The 20584-nt window shown below is 71.4% G+C and carries 20 protein-coding genes; 15 read left to right on the plus strand and 5 right to left on the minus strand.

The genetic code is table 11. The annotated features are described in order from the left end of the window. Positions 1-2: 2 nt before the first annotated feature. Together ACFWJW_RS26680 and ACFWJW_RS26685 are read left to right on the plus strand one after the other, a co-directional pair. Positions 3-620 carry a transglutaminase domain-containing protein gene (locus tag ACFWJW_RS26680; protein ID WP_387246150.1) on the plus strand — a complete coding sequence of 206 codons (618 nt, stop codon included), beginning with the start codon at positions 3-5 and terminating at the stop codon, positions 618-620. 12 nt (positions 621-632) lie between these two features. Beyond that, positions 633-1358 carry a B3/4 domain-containing protein gene (locus ACFWJW_RS26685; protein ID WP_387246152.1) on the plus strand — a complete coding sequence of 242 codons (726 nt, stop codon included), beginning with the start codon at positions 633-635 and terminating at the stop codon, positions 1356-1358. Positions 1359-1452: 94 nt separating this feature from the next. On the opposite strand, the gene ACFWJW_RS26690 is transcribed toward ACFWJW_RS26685, so the two are convergent. Next, on the minus strand, positions 1453-2169 hold the full coding sequence (locus ACFWJW_RS26690; RefSeq protein ID WP_387246154.1) for a lysophospholipid acyltransferase family protein: 717 nt from the start codon (positions 2167-2169) through the stop codon (positions 1453-1455). 254 nt (positions 2170-2423) lie between these two features. Here ACFWJW_RS26690 and ACFWJW_RS26695 point away from each other — a divergent pair, with 254 nt between their 5' ends. From ACFWJW_RS26695 to ACFWJW_RS26710, 4 genes are all read left to right on the plus strand, one after another. Continuing rightward, on the plus strand, positions 2424-2846 hold the full coding sequence (locus ACFWJW_RS26695) for a TlpA family protein disulfide reductase (RefSeq protein ID WP_387246156.1): 423 nt from the start codon (positions 2424-2426) through the stop codon (positions 2844-2846). Positions 2847-3071: 225 nt separating this feature from the next. After that, complete coding sequence (locus ACFWJW_RS26700; RefSeq protein WP_387246188.1) at positions 3072-3578, plus strand: flavin reductase family protein; 507 nt, start codon at positions 3072-3074, stop codon at positions 3576-3578. Positions 3579-3817: 239 nt separating this feature from the next. Further along, positions 3818-4603 (plus strand): electron transfer flavoprotein subunit beta/FixA family protein, encoded by a 786-nt coding sequence (locus ACFWJW_RS26705; protein ID WP_026169262.1) that lies wholly within the window; start codon positions 3818-3820, stop codon positions 4601-4603. A 51-nt stretch (positions 4604-4654) separates the two neighbouring features. Beyond that, positions 4655-5617 carry an electron transfer flavoprotein subunit alpha/FixB family protein gene (locus tag ACFWJW_RS26710; RefSeq protein ID WP_387246158.1) on the plus strand — a complete coding sequence of 321 codons (963 nt, stop codon included), beginning with the start codon at positions 4655-4657 and terminating at the stop codon, positions 5615-5617. A gap of 115 nt (positions 5618-5732) precedes the next feature. Here ACFWJW_RS26710 and ACFWJW_RS26715 read toward each other — a convergent pair whose 3' ends face one another. Next, the gene (locus ACFWJW_RS26715; protein WP_387246160.1) at positions 5733-6248 is read right to left on the minus strand and encodes a DinB family protein; all 516 of its coding nucleotides are present in this window, start codon (positions 6246-6248) and stop codon (positions 5733-5735) included. 195 nt (positions 6249-6443) lie between these two features. Here ACFWJW_RS26715 and ACFWJW_RS26720 point away from each other — a divergent pair, with 195 nt between their 5' ends. After that, entirely contained in the window at positions 6444-7757 is a 1314-nt protein-coding gene (locus ACFWJW_RS26720) for a DUF6986 family protein (RefSeq protein ID WP_387246162.1), read from the plus strand. 121 nt (positions 7758-7878) lie between these two features. Here ACFWJW_RS26720 and ACFWJW_RS26725 read toward each other — a convergent pair whose 3' ends face one another. Then, entirely contained in the window at positions 7879-8505 is a 627-nt protein-coding gene (locus tag ACFWJW_RS26725) for a TetR/AcrR family transcriptional regulator (RefSeq protein WP_387246164.1), read from the minus strand. Positions 8506-8576: 71 nt separating this feature from the next. Here ACFWJW_RS26725 and ACFWJW_RS26730 point away from each other — a divergent pair, with 71 nt between their 5' ends. Both ACFWJW_RS26730 and ACFWJW_RS26735 read left to right on the plus strand, forming a co-directional pair. Continuing rightward, positions 8577-8882 (plus strand): hypothetical protein, encoded by a 306-nt coding sequence (locus ACFWJW_RS26730; protein ID WP_387246166.1) that lies wholly within the window; start codon positions 8577-8579, stop codon positions 8880-8882. Beyond that, the gene (locus tag ACFWJW_RS26735) at positions 8879-9064 is read left to right on the plus strand and encodes a hypothetical protein (RefSeq protein WP_387246168.1); all 186 of its coding nucleotides are present in this window, start codon (positions 8879-8881) and stop codon (positions 9062-9064) included. The genes ACFWJW_RS26730 and ACFWJW_RS26735 overlap by 4 nt, the downstream gene beginning before the upstream one ends. Positions 9065-9111: 47 nt before the next feature. On the opposite strand, the gene ACFWJW_RS26740 is transcribed toward ACFWJW_RS26735, so the two are convergent. After that, positions 9112-10152, minus strand: a complete 1041-nt coding sequence (locus ACFWJW_RS26740) for a LacI family DNA-binding transcriptional regulator (protein WP_387246170.1) — start codon at positions 10150-10152, stop codon at positions 9112-9114. Positions 10153-10295: 143 nt separating this feature from the next. Between ACFWJW_RS26740 and ACFWJW_RS26745 the strand changes: the two genes are divergently transcribed. Together ACFWJW_RS26745 and ACFWJW_RS26750 are read left to right on the plus strand one after the other, a co-directional pair. Then, a complete protein-coding gene (locus ACFWJW_RS26745) occupies positions 10296-11249 on the plus strand; it encodes an ROK family protein (protein ID WP_387246172.1) in 954 nt (317 codons plus the stop codon). Between the two features lie 295 nt (positions 11250-11544). Continuing rightward, positions 11545-13410 (plus strand): serine/threonine-protein kinase, encoded by a 1866-nt coding sequence (locus ACFWJW_RS26750; protein ID WP_387246190.1) that lies wholly within the window; start codon positions 11545-11547, stop codon positions 13408-13410. A gap of 63 nt (positions 13411-13473) precedes the next feature. On the opposite strand, the gene ACFWJW_RS26755 is transcribed toward ACFWJW_RS26750, so the two are convergent. Then, positions 13474-15540, minus strand: coding sequence for an NPCBM/NEW2 domain-containing protein (locus tag ACFWJW_RS26755; protein WP_387246174.1), 2067 nt, complete (start codon positions 15538-15540; stop codon positions 13474-13476). Between the two features lie 269 nt (positions 15541-15809). On the opposite strand from ACFWJW_RS26755, the gene ACFWJW_RS26760 reads away from it, so the two are divergent. The 4 genes from ACFWJW_RS26760 to ACFWJW_RS26775 all read left to right on the plus strand — a co-directional run bounded on the left by ACFWJW_RS26760 (position 15810) and on the right by ACFWJW_RS26775 (position 20322). Next, positions 15810-17066, plus strand: coding sequence for an ABC transporter substrate-binding protein (locus ACFWJW_RS26760; protein WP_387246176.1), 1257 nt, complete (start codon positions 15810-15812; stop codon positions 17064-17066). A gap of 44 nt (positions 17067-17110) precedes the next feature. After that, a complete protein-coding gene (locus ACFWJW_RS26765; RefSeq protein ID WP_387246178.1) occupies positions 17111-18022 on the plus strand; it encodes a carbohydrate ABC transporter permease in 912 nt (303 codons plus the stop codon). Next, entirely contained in the window at positions 18019-18936 is a 918-nt protein-coding gene (locus tag ACFWJW_RS26770) for a carbohydrate ABC transporter permease (protein ID WP_387246180.1), read from the plus strand. Before ACFWJW_RS26765 ends, ACFWJW_RS26770 begins: the two co-directional genes overlap by 4 nt. Positions 18937-19287: 351 nt before the next feature. Continuing rightward, complete coding sequence (locus tag ACFWJW_RS26775; protein ID WP_387246182.1) at positions 19288-20322, plus strand: NUDIX domain-containing protein; 1035 nt, start codon at positions 19288-19290, stop codon at positions 20320-20322. The last annotated feature ends 262 nt before the right edge of the window (positions 20323-20584 follow it).

Consider the following 20584-nt stretch of genomic DNA (forward strand, 5'->3'; position numbering starts at 1 on the left):
GCATGGAGCTGATCCAGAACGCCCCGGAAATCTCTGCCTACTTGGCCGCTGACGAGGTCATCGACCACGAACACCCACGCGTCCGGGCCATCGCGGCGACCCTCTCCGCCGACGCCCCCGATGCATACGCATACGCCAAGGCCGCCTTCGACTTCGTCCGGGACACCATTCCGCACAGCCAGGACGCCGGTGACGAGCGCAGCGAGATGGGGGTCCCCCCGGCCGAAGGCTGGGGGAGGGTCACCTGGCGCGCCTCGGACGTCCTCGCGCAGCGCACCGGCATCTGTTACGCCAAGGCGCACGCCCTCGCGGCCCTGCTGCGGGCGGAGGGCATCCCCACCGCGCTGTGCTACCAGAAATTCGAGGTCGTCCACGGTCTGGTGGCCGTCCGGATGCCCGGCGAGGACCGCTGGGTGCGGCAGGACCCTCGGGGGAACAAGCCCGGTGTCGACGCGCAGTTCCGCCTCGACCGCGAGCAGCTCGCCTTCACCGTACGACCGGAGTTCAATGAAGTGGACTATCCGGTGCTATTTGCTGAACCGCACCCGGCCGTGCTCCAATGCCTCCGGGAGGCCGTCGACCGGCCTCACCTCTGGCAGACGCTCCCCACCGATCTCTGAGGAACGGCCCTGATGCCCAGCTCTCCGCAGGTCTCCGACCTCACCCGCGCCCTGCATGTCTCCGACGAGGTGCGCGCCCTGGCGCCCGGCTTCGGCTGTCTCGCCGTGGAAGCCCACGGCCTGACCAACGGGCCCAGCGACGAGGCCGGCGCGGCGCTCCTGGACGACGCCACCCGCAGGCTGACCGCGCGCCTCGACGGGCGTGCCCCGCAGGACGATCCGCACATCGCCGCCTGGCGCGCCGCGTACACCGCCTTCGGCAGCAAGCCCTCCCGCACCCGCAACTCCGCCGAGGCACTGGCCAAGCGCGCGCTCGCGGACGGCGGCCTGCCGCGCATCAACCGCCTCGTCGACCTCTACAACGCCATCAGCGTCGCCCATCTCATCCCCGTGGGCGGCGAGGACCTGGACCGTATCCAGGGCGGTATGCGGCTCGTACGGGCCACCGGCGACGAGCCGTTCGTGACCGCAGCCGGGGGCGCCGAGGTCATCGAGCACCCCGATGCGGGCGAGGTGGTCTGGTGCGATGACGCGGGCGTCACCTGCCGCCGCTGGAACTGGCGGCAGGGCGTGCGTACCCGTCTCACCGAGGACTCGGTCAGCGCCCTCTTCCTGCTGGAGCGGATGGCTCCCATGACGCTCGACGAGCTGGCGGCCGCGGGCGCGGAGCTGGCCGAGGCGCTGCACCGGGCCTGCCCGGACGCCCGGATCGAGATCGGTGAGATCTGGACCCCGTGACCCGGGCCGTGCGGACCGGCCGGCGGACGGGACCGCGGCCGGTCCGGTGACGGCGTGGCCGGTCAGGTGACGTCGCGGCCGGCCGCCGGGGCCGTTACGCGAGGCTGCCGGGCGCCGCGGGGGCGGTGCCGCCCAGATGGGCCGGGATCCACCAGGTGTCCTCGGGGCCCTTGGGGCGCACGGGGTAGGCGCGCTGGGCCGCCTCCAGCAGATCCTGCACCCGGGTCCGCAGCCGGTCGGTGATCTTCTCGGCCTGCTCGCCCGGGTCGGCCGCCATCGGCTCGCCCACCCGGATCGTTATCGGGAAGTGGTTACGGCCCAGATCGCGCTTGTGGCCCTTGGTCCACAGCCGCTGGGTGCCCCACAGCGCCACCGGCAGCAGCGGCACCCCGGCCTCCTGGGCCAGCCGCGCCGCACCCGACTTGAAGTTCTTCAGGGTGAAGCTCTCGGAGATCGTCGCCTCGGGGAAGACCCCGATGATTTCCCCCGAACGCAGTGCGGTCAGCGCGTGCTTGTAGGCGTGCATGCCCTGGCCGCGGTCCACGGGGATGTGCTTCATCGCGCGCATCAGCGGTCCCGACACCTTGTGCCGGAAGACCGACTCCTTCGCCATGAAGCGCACCAGCCGCTTGGCCGGCCGCGCCGTCAGCCCGGCGAAGACGAAGTCCAGGTACCCGATGTGATTGCTCACCAGCACCGCCCCGCCGCGGCGCGGAATGTGATCCGTCCCGGCGATGTCGAATTTCAGATCGAGCGCCTTGAAGAGCGTGCGGGCGGCGCCGATCACCGGCGGATAGACGAGCTCTGCCATTGTCCGGAGGACCCCTTTTCCACGCCTGGGGAGGGTTCTCCCGGCGGAAACCTACGCAGTCGTAACTGCGGCTTTCGGGAGATCGTGCCCGATGTCGGCCGTGGCGGCCAGCGCGCCGGCCGTCCCGACCGGGAGATTCTTGTCACGTGGCGGCCGTCCAGCCGGCCGTTCTCCGCAGCAGAAGGTACCTCCCGCGCCCCGGTCCGAGTACGCCGCCGGGAATCTTTGCGGTCTCATGGATGCTGCATCCGTCGATGACGGGACGCATGGTGTGCCCTCGCGGCGCTCGCGGCAGGCGAGTGTCTTCGGCGGGTGGCACCCACGCCGCGAAGGGGAGGCTGACGGTGCGGGAACGGGACGGGACGGCGCGGCTGGGCGCCGCCGAGATCGGGGCGGCGCTGGGGGAGCGGGCCACCCTGCTTCAGTTCTCCAGCGCCTTCTGCCAGCCCTGCCGGGCCACCCGGCGCACCCTCACCGAGGTCGCCGGCATGGTCGACGGCGTGGCCCATGTCGAGATCGACGCGGAGGACCATCTGGCGCTCGTACGGCGGCTCGATGTGCTGCGCACCCCGACGGTGCTGGTGCTCGACGCGGACGGCGCGGTCGTGCGGCGCGCCTCCGGACAGCCCCGGAAGGCGGATGTGATCGCGGCCCTCGGCGCGGCCGTCCGTGATTGATCTCCCAGATGACGGGCTCCCCTTGACGCTGTGGGTCACGAATCGTCACTCTGACGTGATGTGGCCAGGACCCCTTCTCCACGGACGCGCCCACGTCGACCTTCTGCGGACTGCCAGCGCCCGCTGTCCGGCCATGTGAGCAGCGACGACACCAGCGCCGCCGACCGCCGCCCGGCCGTCGGCGGCTCCGCCCGGGCTCGTACTCGACAGCAGAAGGACAACTCCATGACGGCCCTGCCCGGCCTCGGCACGCCTCAGACCGCCTCTCCCGAACTCCTGCGCTCGGTCTTCCGGCAGCACGCCGCCGGCGTCGCGGTGATCACCGCGCCCGGCTCCCGCCCCGCGGGCTTCACCGCCACCTCCCTCACCTCGGTCGCCGCCGATCCGCCGCTGCTCTCGTTCGGTGTGGGTACCGGCTCCTCCAGCTGGCCGGCCGTCTCGGCGGCCGAGCACATCGGCGTCCACATACTCGGCGAGCATCAGCAGGAGCTGGCCGCCACCTTCGCGCGCAGTGGTGCCGACCGCTTCGGCCCCGCCACCTCCTGGCGCACCGGCCCCGAGGGCGTGCCCCTCCTGGACGGCGTCCTCGCCTGGCTGGTGTGCAGGGTCGAGGCGCGGGTGCCGGCCGGCGACCACTGCCTCGTGATCGCTCAGCCCGTCGTCGGTGACCCGGCCGGGCCCGGCCGTCCGCTCCTGTATCACCAGGGCCGTTTCAACGCGCTGCGCGACTGACGGCCCGTCGCCGGAACCCGACACGCGCGGGTTCCCGCGGGGCTTCCTCTTCCGCCGTTCCGGGCCGTTGGCAAGGTCACATTTCGACGGCCTTGCTTCGGGGCACGAGACTGGATGTACTGGCGAGTAATATGACGGTCGGCGTGGGGAACCGGATCCGACCGGGAGCCGCCCCAACAGGCGCCTATGCTGCCAGCACAAGGCAGTTCTGAAGAGACGAAGCAGGTAGGAGAGTCGGCGTGAGCTTGAGGATCGTTGTCTGTGTGAAGTACGTGCCCGACGCCACCGGCGACCGGCACTTCGCCGAGGACCTGACCGTCGACCGTGACGACGTGGACGGTCTGCTCTCGGAGCTCGACGAGTACGCCGTCGAGCAGGCCCTCCAGATCAAGGAAGCGGCCGACGACGCGGAGATCACGGTCCTCACCGTCGGTCCCGAGGACGCCAACGACGCGCTGCGCAAGGCGCTGTCGATGGGCGCCGACAAGGCCGTCCACGTCGAGGACGACGACCTGCACGGCACCGACGCGCTCGGCACCTCCCTCGTACTCGCCAAGGCCATCGAGAAGACCGGCTACGACCTCGTCGTCTGCGGTATGGCCTCCACCGACGGCACGATGGGTGTGCTGCCCGCGCTGCTCGCCGAGCGCCTGAACATCCCTCAGGTCACCCAGCTCTCCGAGGTTTCCGTCGCGGACGGCAAGGTCACCGGCCGCCGGGACGGCGACACCGCCAGCGAGCAGCTGGAGGCCGCGCTGCCGGCGGTTGTGTCCGTCACCGACCAGTCGGGCGAGGCGCGTTACCCCTCCTTCAAGGGCATCATGGCCGCCAAGAAGAAGCCGGTGGAGTCCCTGGACCTGGAGGACCTGGAGATCGAGGCGGACGAGGTCGGCCTCGAGGGCGCCTGGACCAAGGTCGAGGACGCCGCCGAGCGTCCGGCCCGTACGGCGGGCACGATCGTCAAGGACGAGGGCGAGGGCGGCAAGCAGCTCGCCGAGTTCCTCGCGGGCCAGAAGTTCATCTGAGCCGCGTAGTCCTTTCCACCGCCCTCATTCTTCCCGCAGGAGAGCAATCCCATGGCTGAAGTTCTTGTCTACGTCGACCACGTGGACGGCGCCGTCCGCAAGCCCACCCTCGAACTGCTCACCCTCGCCCGCCGCATCGGTGAGCCGGTAGCGGTGCACCTCGGCCCGCACGCCGACGAGGCCGCCAAGGTCCTCGCCGAGCACGGCGCGGTGAAGGTCCTGGCCGCCGACGCCCCGGAGTTCGCGGAGTACCTCGTCGCCCCCAAGGTCGACGCGCTCCAGGCCGCCTACGACGCGGTCTCCCCGGCCGCCGTGCTGCTGCCGTCCTCCGCGGAGGGCAAGGAGATCGGTGCCCGCCTCGCGGTCCGCATCGGCTCCGGCATCATCACCGACGCCGTCGACCTGGAGGCCGGCGACGAGGGCCCGGTGGCCACGCAGTCCGTCTTCGCGGCCTCGTACACCACCAAGTCCCGCATCACCAAGGGCACCCCGGTCATCACCGTCAAGCCCAACTCCGCCGCCCCGGAGGCCGCGCCGGCCGCCGGCACGGTCGAGCAGCTCGCGGTGACCGTCGCCGACTCCTCCAAGGGCACCAAGATCGTCTCGCGCACGCCGCGTGAGTCGACCGGCCGCCCGGAGCTGACCGAGGCCGCGATCGTGGTCTCCGGTGGCCGTGGCGTCAACGGCGCCGAGAACTTCCCGGTCATCGAGGCGCTCGCCGACTCGCTCGGTGCGGCCGTCGGCGCCTCGCGTGCCGCCGTGGACGCCGGCTGGTACCCGCACACCAACCAGGTCGGCCAGACCGGTAAGTCGGTCTCGCCGCAGCTGTACATCGCGGCGGGCATCTCCGGTGCGATCCAGCACCGCGCCGGTATGCAGACCTCGAAGACGATCGTCGCCATCAACAAGGACGAAGAGGCCCCCATCTTCGACCTGGTCGACTACGGCGTGGTCGGCGACCTCTTCGACGTCGTCCCGGCCCTCACCGACGAGGTCAAGACCCGCAAGGGCTGAGCCCGTCCAGGTGCCGGCCCCTTCGGCACGGCACGAGGCCCCGTACGCGGCACGCGTACGGGGCCTCGTGCGTCCGCGGCGGAAGGGGCCGCGGGCGCGCTCTGCCGGGCCGGACCTAGCTGCCGGTCACGCCGTCGATCTGCTCGCGGAGCAGATCCGCATGGCCGTTGTGCCGGGCGTACTCCTCGATCATGTGGACGTAGATCCAGCGCAGGCTCAGCGTGCCCCGGCGGGTTTCGAAGGTCTCGTCCAGCCCGCTGTCCGCCACGGCCTTGTCGCAGACCTCGACCTCGGCGCGGAAGGCCGCGAAAGCCGCCTCGGCGGTGGCCGGGTCGAGGTCGTCGAAATCGGCGTCGGGGCTGGCCTCGGTGAAGTAGATGTCGTCGATCGGCTCGCCGAGGAAGCGCTTGCGGAACCAGCTCCGTTCGACATCCGTCATGTGGCGGACGAGGCCGAGCAGGGTCAGGGTGGACGGTGCGCTGGTCGCCTGCGTCAGCTGCTCGCCGGTGAGTCCGGTGCACTTCGTGAGCAGCGTGTCGCGGTGGAAGTCGAGCCAGCCCTGAAGCATCTCCCGTTCACCGGCCACGGTGGGGAGTTCTCGGCGCTCGACAGTGGGTGCGGTCCAAGTCATGCGGGGAGTCTGGCGGGACCGGCGCCGTGGCGCCACGGAGTTTTCGGTCGGCGGCCGCACGCCCGTGACCTGCACCGCTCCGGGCGGGGGGTGTTGACCTCGCCGAACGACCCGGATAACTTCGCTATACGGATTGTTGATTCCGTTAGGCGGAATGCGCTCGATGGTCGGGCCGAGCACCGGGAGGGGCAGCGAATGGGGCAGCAGGAGACCGTGGCGACGAGCCTCGCGGACACCGTACGCGAGGGCATCGGCGCCGCTCTCGCCCAGGTGGACGCGGATCTGGCGCGGCGCTACCCGGGCGACCCCGGCACCCGTCAGCCGGTCCACACGGTCTATGTCCCCGGCGATGCCTTCGCCGCCGACACCCTGCGCTCCTGGGGCGACCAGGCGCTCGCCGCCCTCGATGAGCACGCCCCCGACGCCAAGGCGCTCGCCGCCGTCCTCGGCCTGCCCGAGGCGCTCGCCGACGAGGTCCATGACCGGGTCCGCGCCAAGCTGGTCCATGAGCCCATCGAGGATCTGCGGATCGACTTCGAGGACGGCTACGGCCCCCGCCCGGACGCCGAGGAGGACGCGGCCGCCGCCCGCGCCGCCGCCCTGGTCGCCGCCGCGTACGGTGGGGGCACCTCCCGGCCGGAGGCCGGGGGAGGGACCGCGGCCCCGTACATGGGCATCCGGATGAAGTGCATGGAGGCCGCCGTCCGCGACCGCGGTATCCGCACCCTCGACATCTTCCTCACCCGCCTGATGGCGGCCGGCGGTCTGCCCGACGGCCTGGTCCTCACGCTCCCGAAGGTGACCTACGCCGAGCAGGTCACGGCCATGGTGCGGCTGCTGGAGGCATTCGAGCGGACACACGGCCTGGAGAGCGGCCGGATCGGCTTCGAGATCCAGATCGAGACCACCCAGTCGATCCTGGGCGCCGACGGCCGGGCCACCGTCTCCCGCATGATCGAGGCGGCCGAGGGCCGTGCCACCTCCCTCCACTACGGCACCTTCGACTACAGCGCCTCCTGCGGTGTCAGCGCCGCCCACCAGTCCCTCGACCACCCGGTGGCCGACCACGCCAAGGCCGTGATGCAGGTCGCGGCGGCCGGCACCGGCGTACGGCTCTCGGACGGCTCGACCAATGTGCTCCCCGTCGGCCCGACCGACCGGGTCCACGCGGCCTGGCGGCTCCATCACGGCCTCGTGAGCCGCTCGTTGGCCCGCGCCTACTACCAGGGCTGGGACATGCACCCGGCCCATCTGCCGACCCGCTACGCCGCGGTCTACGCCTTCTACCGCGGCGGCCTGGAGCAGGCCGCGGCCCGGCTCGCGGCGTATGTCGCCAAGGCCGGCGGCGAGGTCATGGACGAGCCCGCCACCGCCAAGGCCCTCAGTGGCTATCTGCTGCGCGGACTGGACTGCGGCGCCGTGGACACCGCCGAGGTCGCCCGGCTGACCGGGCTGACCCGAGCAGACCTGGACGCCCTCGCGGGCCGCCCGGCGGCGACGGAGGGTTGAGGGCGACCGCCGGAACAAGCGGCACAACCCCGCCTGTGAGCGGGGGAGTTGACTGCCGCCCAGGCTTACGGGCCCGTCAGGCCCGATGAGGCCCCCGCCGATCCGGCGGGGGCCTCGCGCGTCAGTCCGCCGCCGGTCCGAGGTCGTCGAGGTGGGTGCGCAGGACCGTGACGCAGGTCCGGTCGTCCAGCACCTCGGGCCGTAGTACGGCGGTGAAGGCGAGGCCGTCCAGAAGGGACGTCAGCCGCTCGGTCTCGGTCTCGACGTGGAGCCCCGGCCGCAGCCCGCCCGCCGAGTCGAGGCGGGTGAGGATGCGGCGTACCAGGGTCCGGGTGGCGACGGCGGTCTCGTGGGCGAGGCCGTCCAGTGCGGGATCGGTCCGGGCGGCCGTGGAGAAGTCGACGAGAACGGTGACCTCGGCGCGCCGCCGGTCGTCCAGGGGCAGCAGCTCGGACAGCAACTCCACCGCGAACCGGCGGACCTGGGCCCCGGAGAGTCCGTCCAGTGCACCGAACTCGTCGATCCGGCGCTGGAGCCGGTCGCCGACCCGGTCGACCATCGACCGCATCGCGAAGCGGATCAGCTCTTCCTGGCCGGCGAAGTAGTGCCGTACCGAACCGATGTTGAGCCGCGCCTCGTCGGCGACGGCGCGCAGCGAGGCGCGCTGGAGGCCGTCGCGGGCGGCCACGCGGAAGAGGGCGTCGACGACCTCACGGCGCCGGGCCTCGCGGTCCACCTGTTTGGGCATGAGCCCTTTCTATCACGGCTGTGATAAATTGTTTTCTATCACGCCTGTGATACAAAAAACGCGAGGTGATCATGGAACAGGTCCTGAACCTTCTTCTCCTTCGATTCGGCCTGCTCGTCGGCGGTGTGGTGGTGCTGGCGCTGCTGGTCTTCGCGGTGGCGGTGGCGCTCCGGCGCCGGGGGAGGCTGGGCGAGGTGCGGCGGTATGCGGCACCCGCCGCACGGGCCGTGGGCCGCCGCCTGGACGCCCGGGGTGCCGCGCGGGGGCGCGGTGCCTCCCGGAGCGGCGCTTCCCTGGCCGGCGTGGCGTTCCGGGCCGCCGTCCGTCACCTGGACGACGACGGGTGCGGGCAGCGCGAGCGGGGTGCGGGCCGATGACGGGCGAGCAGCCGCTCCAGACGCTCGCCCGGGGCGACGGCGCCGGCCTGCTTCACCATCTGCTGGTCGACCAGGCGCTCAAGGTCGCCATCGTGCTCGTCGCGCTGCTCGTGCTGGCGCTGGGCATGGCGCTCATCTGGAAGAAGGCCGGCCGCGCCGGGCCCCGGCGCGACGACCGGTGACGCCGGGTCCACGGCGGTCCCTGGGGGTGCGCCGGACCCGGGGGAGGTCAGCTCTCCGCAGGGGGGATCTCGCCCGAGCCGCGGGGGATCAGCCGGGTGGGTATCTCCATCCGGCGGGGGGCGTCATCGGCGCCGTCGAGCCGGCGGAAGAGCAGCTTCGCCGCCGTACCACCGAGCCGTGCCGCGTCCTGGGCGACGACGGTGATGGCGGGGTTGACCAGATCGGCGAGCTCGAAGTCGTCGAAGCCGACGAGGGCGACCGGGCGCGGGTGGTCGGCGAGCACTCGGACCGCCGTGACCGTGACGCGGTTGTTGCCCGCGAACAGCGCGGTCACCGGCTGTGGACCGTCGAGCATGGCGGTGGCGGCGGACCGCACCCGCTCCGGCGCAGTCGGGCCGAGGGAGACCCAGGACTCGTCAACGGGCAGGCCGGCGGCGGCCATTGCCGTACGGTAGCCGCGCAGCCGCTCGTGGGCGGTGTGGATCCGGGGCTGGTCGCCGATGAAGCCGATCCGCCGGTGGCCGTGCGCGATGAGATGGGCCACCGCGTCCTGCGCGCCGCCGAAGCTGTCGGAGAGGACGACATCGGCGTCGATGCGTCCGGCCGGGCGGTCGACGAAGACGGTGGCTATCCCGGCCGCGATCTCCGGTGCCAGATACCGGTGGTCGTCCGCGGCCGGGATGATGACCAGGCCGTCCACCCGCCGGGCACACAGGGCCAGCACCAACTCCTGTTCGCGGGCCGGGTCCTCGGCGCTGGAGCCGTTGATCAGCAGTGCGCCGTGGCTGCGGGCGACCTCCTCGACGGCGCGGTTGAGCGGGCCGTAGAAGGGATCGGCGAGATCCTCCAGGACCAGGCCGATGCTGGCGGTGCGACCCTTGCGCAGGATCCGGGCGGAGTCGTTACGGCGGAATCCGAGGGCCGTGATGGCCTCCTGGACGCGGCGTTCGGTGTCCGGGGTGACTCCTGGTTCGCCGTTGACCACCCGGGAGACCGTCTTGAGGCCGACCCCCGCGCGCGCTGCGACATCCTTCATCGTGGGCCGGGTGCCATAGCGGCGGGACGTGCCCCGCGCGGTGTCGCTCACGGTGTGCGGTCCTGATTCTGTCGGCAGCGGCGTGTGGCGTCGAGCATAGCCCCTAGACAACGTTGTCAATCACGGGAAGACTGGCGTTCTCACGCCGGGCCGGTACGCTCGGCCCCCGGGCCCCACCAGGAGATTCCACACCGATGCAGACGGACCTCAGCGCAGCCTTGGACATCGGCGGCACGAAGATCGCCGGCGCTCTGGTGGACCCCCACGGGAGGCTGCTCGTACGGGCCGCCCGGCCCACCCCCGCCGACAAGGACGGGGCGACGGTGATGCGCGCGGTGGCCGAGGTGCTCGGCGAGCTGGCGGCGGGACCGGACTGGGCGCGGGTGGCGGCCGTCGGCATCGGCAGCGCGGGCCCGGTGGACGCCGCCACCGGCACCGTCAGCCCGGTCAACATCCCCGGCTGGCGCGACTTCCCGCTCGTCGCCGGAGTGCGCGCGCTGGTCGGGGAGCGTCCCGTCGTCCTGGTCGGTGACGGCGTCGCGATGACCGCGGCCGAGCACTGGCAGGGCGCCGCGCGGGGCCACGCCAACGCCCTGTGCATGGTGGTGTCCACCGGCGTCGGCGGCGGGCTGGTCCTCAACGGCCGGCTGCACCCGGGGCCCACGGGAAACGCCGGGCACATCGGCCACATCAGCGTCGATGTCGACGGGGACCCCTGCCCGTGCGGGTCCCGCGGCTGTGTCGAACGGATCGCCAGCGGCCCCAACATCGCCCGCCGGGCGCTGGCCCACGGCTGGCAGCCGGGCCCCGACGGTGACACCAGCGCGGCCGGTGTCGCCGCCGCCGCGCACGCCGGTGACCCGGTCGCGCTGCGCTCCTTCGAGCGAGCGGCCCGGGCGCTGGCCGCCGGGATCGCCGCCACCGCCACGCTCGTCGAGATCGATATCGCGGTCATCGGCGGCGGGGTCGCGGGTGCGGGGGAGGTCCTCTTCCGCCCGTTGCGGGCGGCTCTGCGGGACTATGCGACGCTGTCGTTCGTGTCGGGCCTGACGGTCGTACCCGCCCAAATGGGCACGGACGCCGGGGTGGTGGGCGCCGCGGCCGCCGCACAACAGTCCCGCCTCGATGCCTTCGTCCCCACGCCCTGACGTCACCACAGGCCCCCGGGCGCCCCTTAGTGTGTTGCCCATCGCGGCCTGTCCACCGTGACGCACACGGGGGCCGGCGGAAGCACGGGTATCGAGGGGATCGGCGACGGTGACAGCGGGGGAGCGTGCGCAGGACGGTACGGGCGGGGAGCCTGGGGCGAGCGGTGTGAGCGGCCCCGGTGAGCCGGCCGGCGACCCACCACGGAGCGCCGACGGCGGGGCGGGTGACGGCGGGGCCGGTCACGGCGCGCCCGGCGCCGCCGCGAGCGGGCCGCGGCGCGGTGGTGACGCGGATCTGACCGGGCGGCTGCTGGGCGGCCGTTACCGCGTGACCGGCCGGATCGGACGCGGTGGCATGGGCGTGGTCTGCCGCGCGGTCGACGAGGTGCTGGGCCGCGAGGTCGCGGTCAAGGTCCTGCGCGCCTACACCGATGCCTCCGCTCCGGAACTGGCCGATCTGCGCACCCGGATGCAGCGCGAGGCGCGCGCCGCGGCCCGGATCCGGCACTCCGGTGTGGTCACCGTCCATGACGTCATCGACGAGGACGGCCGGCCCGTCATCGTCATGGAGCTGGTGGACGGCCCGTCGCTGGACGATGTGCTGGAACGGCACGGCGCCCTCGACCCGCGGGAGATCGCCCGGATCGGCGCCCAGGTGATGGACGCCCTGGACGCCGCCCACCAGGCGGGCGTGCTGCACCGCGATGTGAAGCCCGGCAATGTGCTGCTGGACAACTGGGGCCAGCGACCAGCCCGTTCAGGTAACGGGGGAGGGCGGGTGGTGCTCACCGATTTCGGCATCGCCGGCATCGAGGCCCCGGGCGACGGCGTGACCACGCACCTCACCCGCAGCGGCGAACTGGTCGGCTCGATCGACTACTTGCCGCCCGAGCGGGCGCAGGGCCAGGACCCCACCCCGGCCTCGGACATCTGGTCGCTGGGGATGACGCTGTATGCGGCGGTGGAGGGCGGCGGCGCGCCGTTCCGCCGTACGTCGGTGTGGTCGACGCTCACCGCGATCGTCACGGAGTCGCTCCCCGAGCCCCGGCGGGCCGGCCCGCTCACCCCGGTACTCCATGCCCTGATGGCCAAGAACCCGGCCGACCGGCCCTCCGCCGCCCAGGCCCGGGAGCTGCTGTCGGCGGTGGCCGAGGGCCGCGAGCCCACGCCGCTCCCGGCGTCCGGGGCGCCGCATCCGCCGACGGTGACCGATGTCCGGGCGGCTGCCGCGCCGTCCGCGGAGGGGGAGGGTGGCCCGCCGACCGAGCCCACGCCGCTGCCGCCACCGCCACCGGCAGCGACGCCGCCCGCCGGGCTCTCCACACCCGCCGCACCCGCCGCACCCGCCGGGCCCTCCGCGCCTCCCTCGGCGGCCACCGGCCCGTACCCGGCGGGCTCCGCCGAGCGGGACACCACACGGGTGCCCGCCCGGGGACGGCGTCGGGTGCTCCCGGCCGTGGCGGCGGTGCTCGCCGTGCTCGCGGCCGGTGGTGGGCTGACGTATGCGCTGGTGGGCGGCGGGGCGAGCGAGACGGTCGCGGACCGCGGGCGGCCGTCGGTCCGGCCGGCCGGGACGCCGGGCGGGCCGGACGCCCGGGACGCCGCCGAGGGCAAGGCCGGCGGGGAAGACGGCAAGGACAAGGGCGACGGAGAGGGCAAGGGCGGCGGGAAGAGCGCGTCGCCGTCCGCGTCGGACCGGCCCTCGGACGGTGGCGGGTCCAAGGACGCCAAGCCCGGTGGTGCGGGCGGCCAGGACGACGGCTCGGGAGAGAGCCAGGGTGGCACCGACGGCGGTGGCGCAGCCGACGGTGGCCACGGCGGGACGTCCGGGGAGACCGGCGGCGACGGTGGCGGTGGCGGCGATGCGCCGACGCAGGGGCCGTCGTGTGAGCCGATCGGCGGCGGTAAGGCCAACTGCGAGGTATGGCGCGGCGCGCACTCGTACACCGCGTCCTTCGAGCAGGTCGGCACCCTCGACATGGGCACCAACTACTTCTACTGCCAGGCGAAGCTGGGCCGCCGGGAGACGTACGGGAAGTGGACGAACGTCTGGTGGGCCAAGACCGATGACGACAGCGGCAATTCCGGTGTCTACATCAGCGTCGTCTACCTCAAGGGCGGGGCGAACGACCAGCCGGTCCCGGGGCTGCCCACCTGCTGACACCCCGGGACGCGGTCCGGCCGCCGGGCGGACCCATGAGGCCCGCCCGGCAGCACCTGTCTCTCAGCAGCGGAACGTGGCGTCCGCCCAGTCGGCGTGGTCGTAGTCGATACCGTCCCCGCCGTCGGTCACGACCAGCCGGACGGTCTGCGCACCGGCGACCGGGGCGCTGACCGCCCGGGCGGGATCCGCACCGGTCACCCCGGCGGTCCGGGCGACCCGCTTGCCGTCGGCCCACACCTCGAAGTCCACCGAGCCGCGGTCGCCCACCTCGTCGTCGAGGCCGGTCCGGGCACTGAACGCGGAGCACCGCCCGCCCGTGTAGAAGCTCACCTCGCTGGCGGCGTGCACCCCGAGGCCCTTCGCGAAGCCGGTGCCGCCGATGCTGAGCGGCCGGCCGTCCCCGGCCCCGTCTTCCCCGACGCTGGTGTTCTTCTCCACCGGGCCCCAGCCGTTGGTGGCGGTGAGCCAGGGCAGTGCGGCCGCGTCCGTGGTCCCGGACGGCGGGGGCACCACGACATGGGCCGTCCCGGGCAGGGTGGTGGTGCTCCGCTCGCCGCGTGGTGAGCGGTAGTCGGCGGTGAGCGGCAGGGCGTAGGCGCCGGGCGCGGTGCCGGCCGGTGCGGTGATCCGCCAGCTGGTGCGGAGCGTACGGCCGCCGGGCAGGGCACGGGCCGACGCGGGCGAGGTGGCCTGGACCCGCCAGCCCCGCGGGGCCTTGAGCGTCACCGTGAGGTGCGTGGCGGGGGTGCCGCCCAGGTTGCGGACGGTGGAGCCGATTCCGGCGGCGGTGCCGGCCTCGACCAGGGGCGTACGGTCGGTGCCGGTCTCGACGGCCGGCGGGTAGGTGGCCCAGCGCGGGTCGGCGGAGACCCGGTAGACGGTGGTGCCGTGCGCCGGGACGGTCGCGGAGACGGTGCCGGTGGTGTGGGTGTCCCGGTGCTGCCACAGATCGCGCAGCCGGTAGCCGTCGGCCCGCGGCAGACCGATGTCCTTGGCCGTGGTGGAGATCCGCTGCGGCTGACCGGTCTCATTGAACAGCGCCACCGCACGGTCCCCGTTGGCCAGTTGCCGGACCACCGTCCAGCGGCCGTCCTCGGACTTCAGCACGGTGGCCTGCTTGCCCAGGGTGTCCTGGTCGATGGCGATGAGGTCCTTGTTGGCCAGGATCTCGAAGGTCTCCGGGGTCGCCTTGCGCAGATCGGACCCGATCAGCAGCGGGGCGGCCATCATCGACCACAGGGAGAAGTGGCTGCGGTACTCGGTGTCCGTCATCCCGCCGTTGCCGACCTCCAGCATGTCCGGGTCGTTCCAGTGTCCTGGCCCGGCGTGCGCGGCGAGCGGCAGATTCTGCTTCGCGATGGCGAGCATGCTCGACCACGAGTCACTGATGTCGCCGGTCGTGCGCCACAGATGCCCTACGTCCGACGCCCACTCCCAGGGCTTGTTCTCGCCCCATTCGCAGATGCTGTAGACGATGGGCCGTCCGGTGGCCTTGAGCGCGTCCCGCATGGTGCGGTACCGCTGCTGGGCGTCCACACCCAGGTTGTTGCAGTTGTCGTACTTGAGGTAGTCCACGCCCCAGTCGGCGAACTGCTGGGCGTCGGACTTCTCATGGCCCAGGCCGCCGGGGAAGCCGGCCGGGTTGCAGGTTTTGATGCCGGCGCTCGTGTAGATGCCGAATTTCAGGCCCTTGGCGTGGACGTAGTCGGCGACCGCCTTGATGCCGTGCGGGAAGCGCTGCGGATCCGGTACGAGCTTGCCGTGCACGTCGCGGGTGGGCAGCGCCCAGCAGTCGTCGAGATTGACGTATTGGTAGCCGGCGTCCTTGAGGCCCTTGGTGACGAAGAGGTCGGCGATGCCCTTGACCATCTCTTCGTTGAACTCCGCCCGGCAGTGCGTGGAGTTCCAGTTGTTGAAGCCCATCGGGGGCGTCTTGGCAAGCCCGCCGGGAAGCCGGGGGGCCGGCGCGGTCCCGGTCGTACGGGCGGTGCCGGGCGGCGGGGCGTCGGGTGTCCGGGCCGCGGCGGGCAGGGCGGTCAGCCCTGCCGTGCACAGCAGCGCGGCGGACAGCGCTCCGACGATTCTTCGGTGTCCTCGCCGGTGGATGGTGCCGATATGAACGCGCATGCTTCGCGTCCTCCGTCTTCACGAGAGGTGTGGTGGGGGCATGTACCGGTCACTGGCGAGTGTTTACGGTAGGGCTTGTTGGAGTCTGTTGGAAGAGGAGCGGTAACGGTTCCTGCTCCGCCTGCCAAAACCCTTGACGCGCCGTGCCGTTCGGAGTGAGATCCCACCACTCGCGTTCGTTTCTGTTTGGTTCCACCCCTGAGGAGGGGGATATGGTCCCGTCAACGTTCAGCGGCTCGGCTGCACATGGGGAAGCGGCAGGACGTCCGATGTCCCGCCGGACACTGCTGAGGGGCGCGGCGCTCGGCGCGGGGGCGGTGGCCCTCCCGTCCGTGCTCGCCGCCTGTAGCAGCGGCCCCGGCGGCGTCACGATGGGGTCCAACGCCTCGGACCCCGTGCCGAAGAGGGCCTTCGCCGCGGCCTTCACGGCGTACGAGAAGAAGTCCAAGAAGACGGTGCGGGTCAATACCGTCAATCATGAGAACTTCCAGGAGAACATCAACCGCTATCTCCAGGGCACCCCGGACGATGTCTTCATGTGGTTCGCGGGCAACCGTATGCAGTACTTCGCGCAGAAGGGGCTGCTCTCCGACATCAGCGACCTGTGGCGGGACTTCGACGGATTCTCCGAGGCGCTGAAGAAGCAGTCGACGGGCCTGGACGGCAAGCAGTACCTGGTGCCGTACTACTACTATCCGTGGGCCGTCTTCCACCGGAAGAGCGTGTTCCGGGAGCGGGGATATGACATCCCCAAGACCTTTGACCAATACCGGGCGCTTGCCCAACAGATGCAGAAGGACGGCCTGGTGCCGTTCGCCTTCGGCGACAAGGACGGCTGGCCCGCGATGGGCACCTTCGACTACCTCAATATGCGTGCCAACGGCTACGACTTCCATATCGCGCTGCTGCGCGGCGAGAAATCCTGGAACAGTCCGCAGGTGAAGCAGGTATTCGAGCTGTGGCGCGCCCTGCTGCCCTATCACCAGAAAGGCGCCAACGGCCGTACGTGGCAGGAGGCCGCACAGACCCTCGCGCAGAAGAAGGCCGGTATGACCGTGCTCGGACTGCCGCACCCCGGCCAGCAGTTCAGCGCCGCCGACCGGGAGGACCTGGACTTCTTCCCCTTCCCGGAGATCGACCCGGCCCACGGCCAGGACGCGGTCGAGGCGCCGATCGACGGATTTCTGATGTCGAAGAAGGCCAAGGACCGGGACGGGGCGAAAGATCTGCTGAAATTCCTCGCCACACCTCGGGCGGAGGAAAGCTACCTCAAGTCCGACCCCAACAACATCGCGGTCAACAGCGGCGCCGACACCGCCGCCTACACCCCGCTCCAGAAGAAGGCCGTCCAACTCGTCTCGGGCGCCCGGCAGATATCGCAGTTCCTGGACCGCGACACCCGGCCCGATTTCGCCTCGACCGTGATGATTCAGGCGATCCAGCAGTTCCTCAACAAGCCGGATGACATCGACGGACTGGTGAACGACATCGAACGCCAGAAGAAGCAGATCTTCTCCGCGACGTGACGCGCCACCGAACGGCCACCGTGAAGGACGGGGAGCGATCCGCCGTGCCGAACCTCCGCGCGCGGCGCGCCCGGCGGCCGGGGCCGCGCCGGTACACCCGCCGCGACCGACTCGTCCTGGGCGTGCTGCTGGGCCTGCCCATCCTGCTCGACCTCGCCCTGATCTGGGGCCCGACCTTCGCCTCCGTCGGGCTGTCCTTCACCACCTGGGACGGTATCGGCGATATCCGGTGGGCCGGCCTCAGCAATTACGACCACCTCTTCACCGGTTATCCGCAGTTCTGGCCGGCGGTCCGCCACAACCTGCTGTGGCTGGCCTTCCTGGGCCTGCTCGCCGCCCCCTTCGGCCTGCTGCTCGCCGTCCTCATCGACCGCGGGGTCCGCTTCAGCCGCTTCTACCAGTCGACGCTCTATATGCCGGTGGTGCTCTCGCTCGCCGTCGTCGGCTTTATCGCCCAGCTGATCCTCTCCCGGGACCAGGGCGCACTGAATGCGGTCCTCGGCAGCGCGAATCCCACCGACTGGCTGGGAAATCCCGGACTCAACATCTGGATGGTGCTGCTGGCCGCCTGCTGGCGGCACACCGGCTATGTCATGATCCTCTATCTCGCCGGACTGAAATCCGTGGACCCCGGCCTGAAAGAGGCCGCCGCCCTAGACGGCGCCACTGAACGCCAGACATTCTTCCGGGTCGTCCTTCCCACCCTGCGCCCGGTGAACGTCATCGTCGGCGTCATCACCGTCATCGAATCGCTGCGCGCCTTCGACATCGTCTACGCCGTCAACAAGGGCCGCAACGGCCTGGAACTGCTGTCCGTGCTCGTCACCGACAACATCATCGGCGAGGCGAGCCGCATCGGATTCGGCTCGGCCCTCGCCGTCGTCCTGCTGCTGGTCTCGCTGGGATTCATCGTGACCTATCTCGTCCAGGAACTCCGAGGGGAGCGCCGGCGATGACCGCCACTGCCACCACCGCGCCGCCCACCCCACGGCCGGGTCCCACGACCCCGATACCGTCGCGCCGCCGCGGCCGGTTCGGCGTCCACCTCTTTCTGGGTGCCGTCTCGCTCGCCTTCCTCGCCCCCCTGCTGTTGGCCGTCTACGCCTCGCTGCGCCCTTACGAAGAGACCGCGCAGTACGGCTATTTCTCCTTCCCGCGCCATCTCTCCTTCGACTACTACCGTCAGGCATTCATCGACTCCGGGATGAGCAAGTATTTCCTCAACTCGCTGCTCATCGCCGTCCCCGGTGTGCTGCTCACACTCTTCCTGGCCTCGTTCGTGGCCTTCGCCGTGTCCCGGCTGCGGATGCGCGGCGGCGTCATCCTGCTGATGGTCTTCACCGCCGGGAACCTGCTGCCCCAACAGGTGATCGTCACCCCGCTCTACGTCCTGTTCAACAGGATTCCGCTGCCCTACTGGATGTCCGACTCCCTGACGATGTACGACTCCCTCTGGGCCGTCATCGCCGTACAGACCGCTTTCCAGCTCGGCTTCTGCGTCTTCGTCCTGGCCAATTTCATGCGCACCCTGCCGCAGGAAATCCTGGAGGCCGCGATCGTCGACGGAGCCGGCGTCTGGACGCAGTTCTGGCGGGTCACCCTGCCGCTGTGCCGTCCCGCGCTCGCCGCCCTCGGCACCCTGCAATTCACCTGGATGTACAACGATTTCCTCTGGGGCCTGGTCTTCCTCTCCGACGGCGACAAACTCCCGGTCACCTCGGCCCTCAACAATCTGCGCGGCGAATTCTTCACGGACTACAACCTGCTGGCCGCGGGCTCCGTCCTCGTCGCGCTGCCCACGGTCCTGGTCTTCCTGCTCCTCCAGCGGCATTTCATCGCCGGTCTGACCCTCGGCGCGAGCAAGGGGTAGGCGGGAACCGTACGCATCCGGCCGCCGGGCCGCACGATGGGCCGCCGTCATATGCGGCGCCCCACGGCCCGGCGGCGCTGCGAAAACCCGGTATCGGGTGGGGGTTTCGGTACAGGAGGGGCGGGGGAGCGCTTGTTTGCCGGGGGCATCGCGGCGGCGGATACGGTGACCGGCATCCGCCGCACGCGGCATTTCTCGATCGGCACGTCCATGGGTGAGCGAAGTCCCCTGGCCGGGCCGATAGTCGAATGTGCAACGTTCCCGGCCGTGCGCGCGGCCCCTGGTTCCCGAGCGTTTCCGTGTCAGGGTGTTGCGGGCAACTCACCTGGGGTCTAGGGAAGAGGGGAAACCGTGATCGTCTGGCTGAACGGCACGTTCGGTGCGGGCAAGACCACTACGGCTCAAGAATTGCTCGACCTGCTTCCCGGAAGCACGCTCTATGACCCCGAACTCCTCGGCAGCGGCCTGCGGTTGATGCTGCCGGCCAAGCGGTTCGAGGAGATCGACGACTATCAGGACCTGCCGGCCTGGCGGCGCATGGTCGTGGACACCGCCGCCGCCCTGCTCACCGAAGTCCCCGGTCCGCTGGTGACCCCGATGACGCTGCTGCGCCAGGAGTACCGCGACGAGATCTTCGGCGCCCTCGCCGCCCGCCGGATACCCGTACGACACGTTCTGCTGCATACCGAGGAAACGATCCTGCGGGCGCGGATGGCCCACCGCGAGGAGACCTCGGGCGACGCCGCAACCCAGGCGTCGATCCGCCGGTGGAGCCCGGAACACCTCGGGCCGTACACCGACGCACTGCCCTGGCTGCGCGGCGACGCCCACGTCGTCGACACCACCCGGCTCACGCCCCGGCAGGCCGCCGAACAGGTCGCCGAGGCCGTACGCACCGGCGCCGGCGCCTGCGACATCGTGCAGACCCCCGAACCGACCGCCGAAACCCTCGCCGCCGGTGTCCTGCTCTTCGACGACCAGGACCGGGTCCTGCTCGTCGACCCCACCTACAAGGCCGGCTGGGAATTCCCCGGCGGCGTCGTGGAACGCGGCGAGGCGCCCGCCCAGGCCGGCGTACGAGAGGTGGCCGAGGAACTCGGCATCGAACTCCCCCGCGCCCTCCGCCTGTTGGTACTGGACTGGGAAGCTCCCCACCCACCCGCCTTCGGCGGCCTCCGGCTCCTCTACGACGGCGGCACCCTCTCCCGCGACCGCATCAGCAAGCTCCAGCTGCCCGGCGCGGAGTTGCGCGACTGGCGCTTTGTGACGGAGTCCGAGGCCGAGACGATGCTTCCGCCGGTGCGGTGGAATCGCCTCCGCTGGGCGTTGCGGGCCAGGGAGCGGGGGTGTCCGCTTTACCTTGAGGCCGGGGCGCCTCTGGGGTAGCCCCCACGTTTTTGGCCTCGCCGCCGTGGGTGTTGCTCTTCGTGTTTTGCCCGCTGCGCGGTGCTCTCGCCGTTGCGCCAAGCGCTGCGCTTTGCCTTCGGCTCACGTTTGTGGCTTGCGCGCCGTTGCGCCTGTGGCGGGCGGTGGTCCGCGGCGCGGGGCTGTCGGGGTGCGGTGACGGTGAGTGGGGGCGGGCGCCCGTAGGCAGTTTCACTGCGACCAGTGCGGCGCACTCGACCACCAACATGCACCCCCACCAACC

The organism is Streptomyces sp. NPDC127097 (genome assembly GCF_042724075.1).
Taxonomy (GTDB): domain Bacteria; phylum Actinomycetota; class Actinomycetes; order Streptomycetales; family Streptomycetaceae; genus Streptomyces.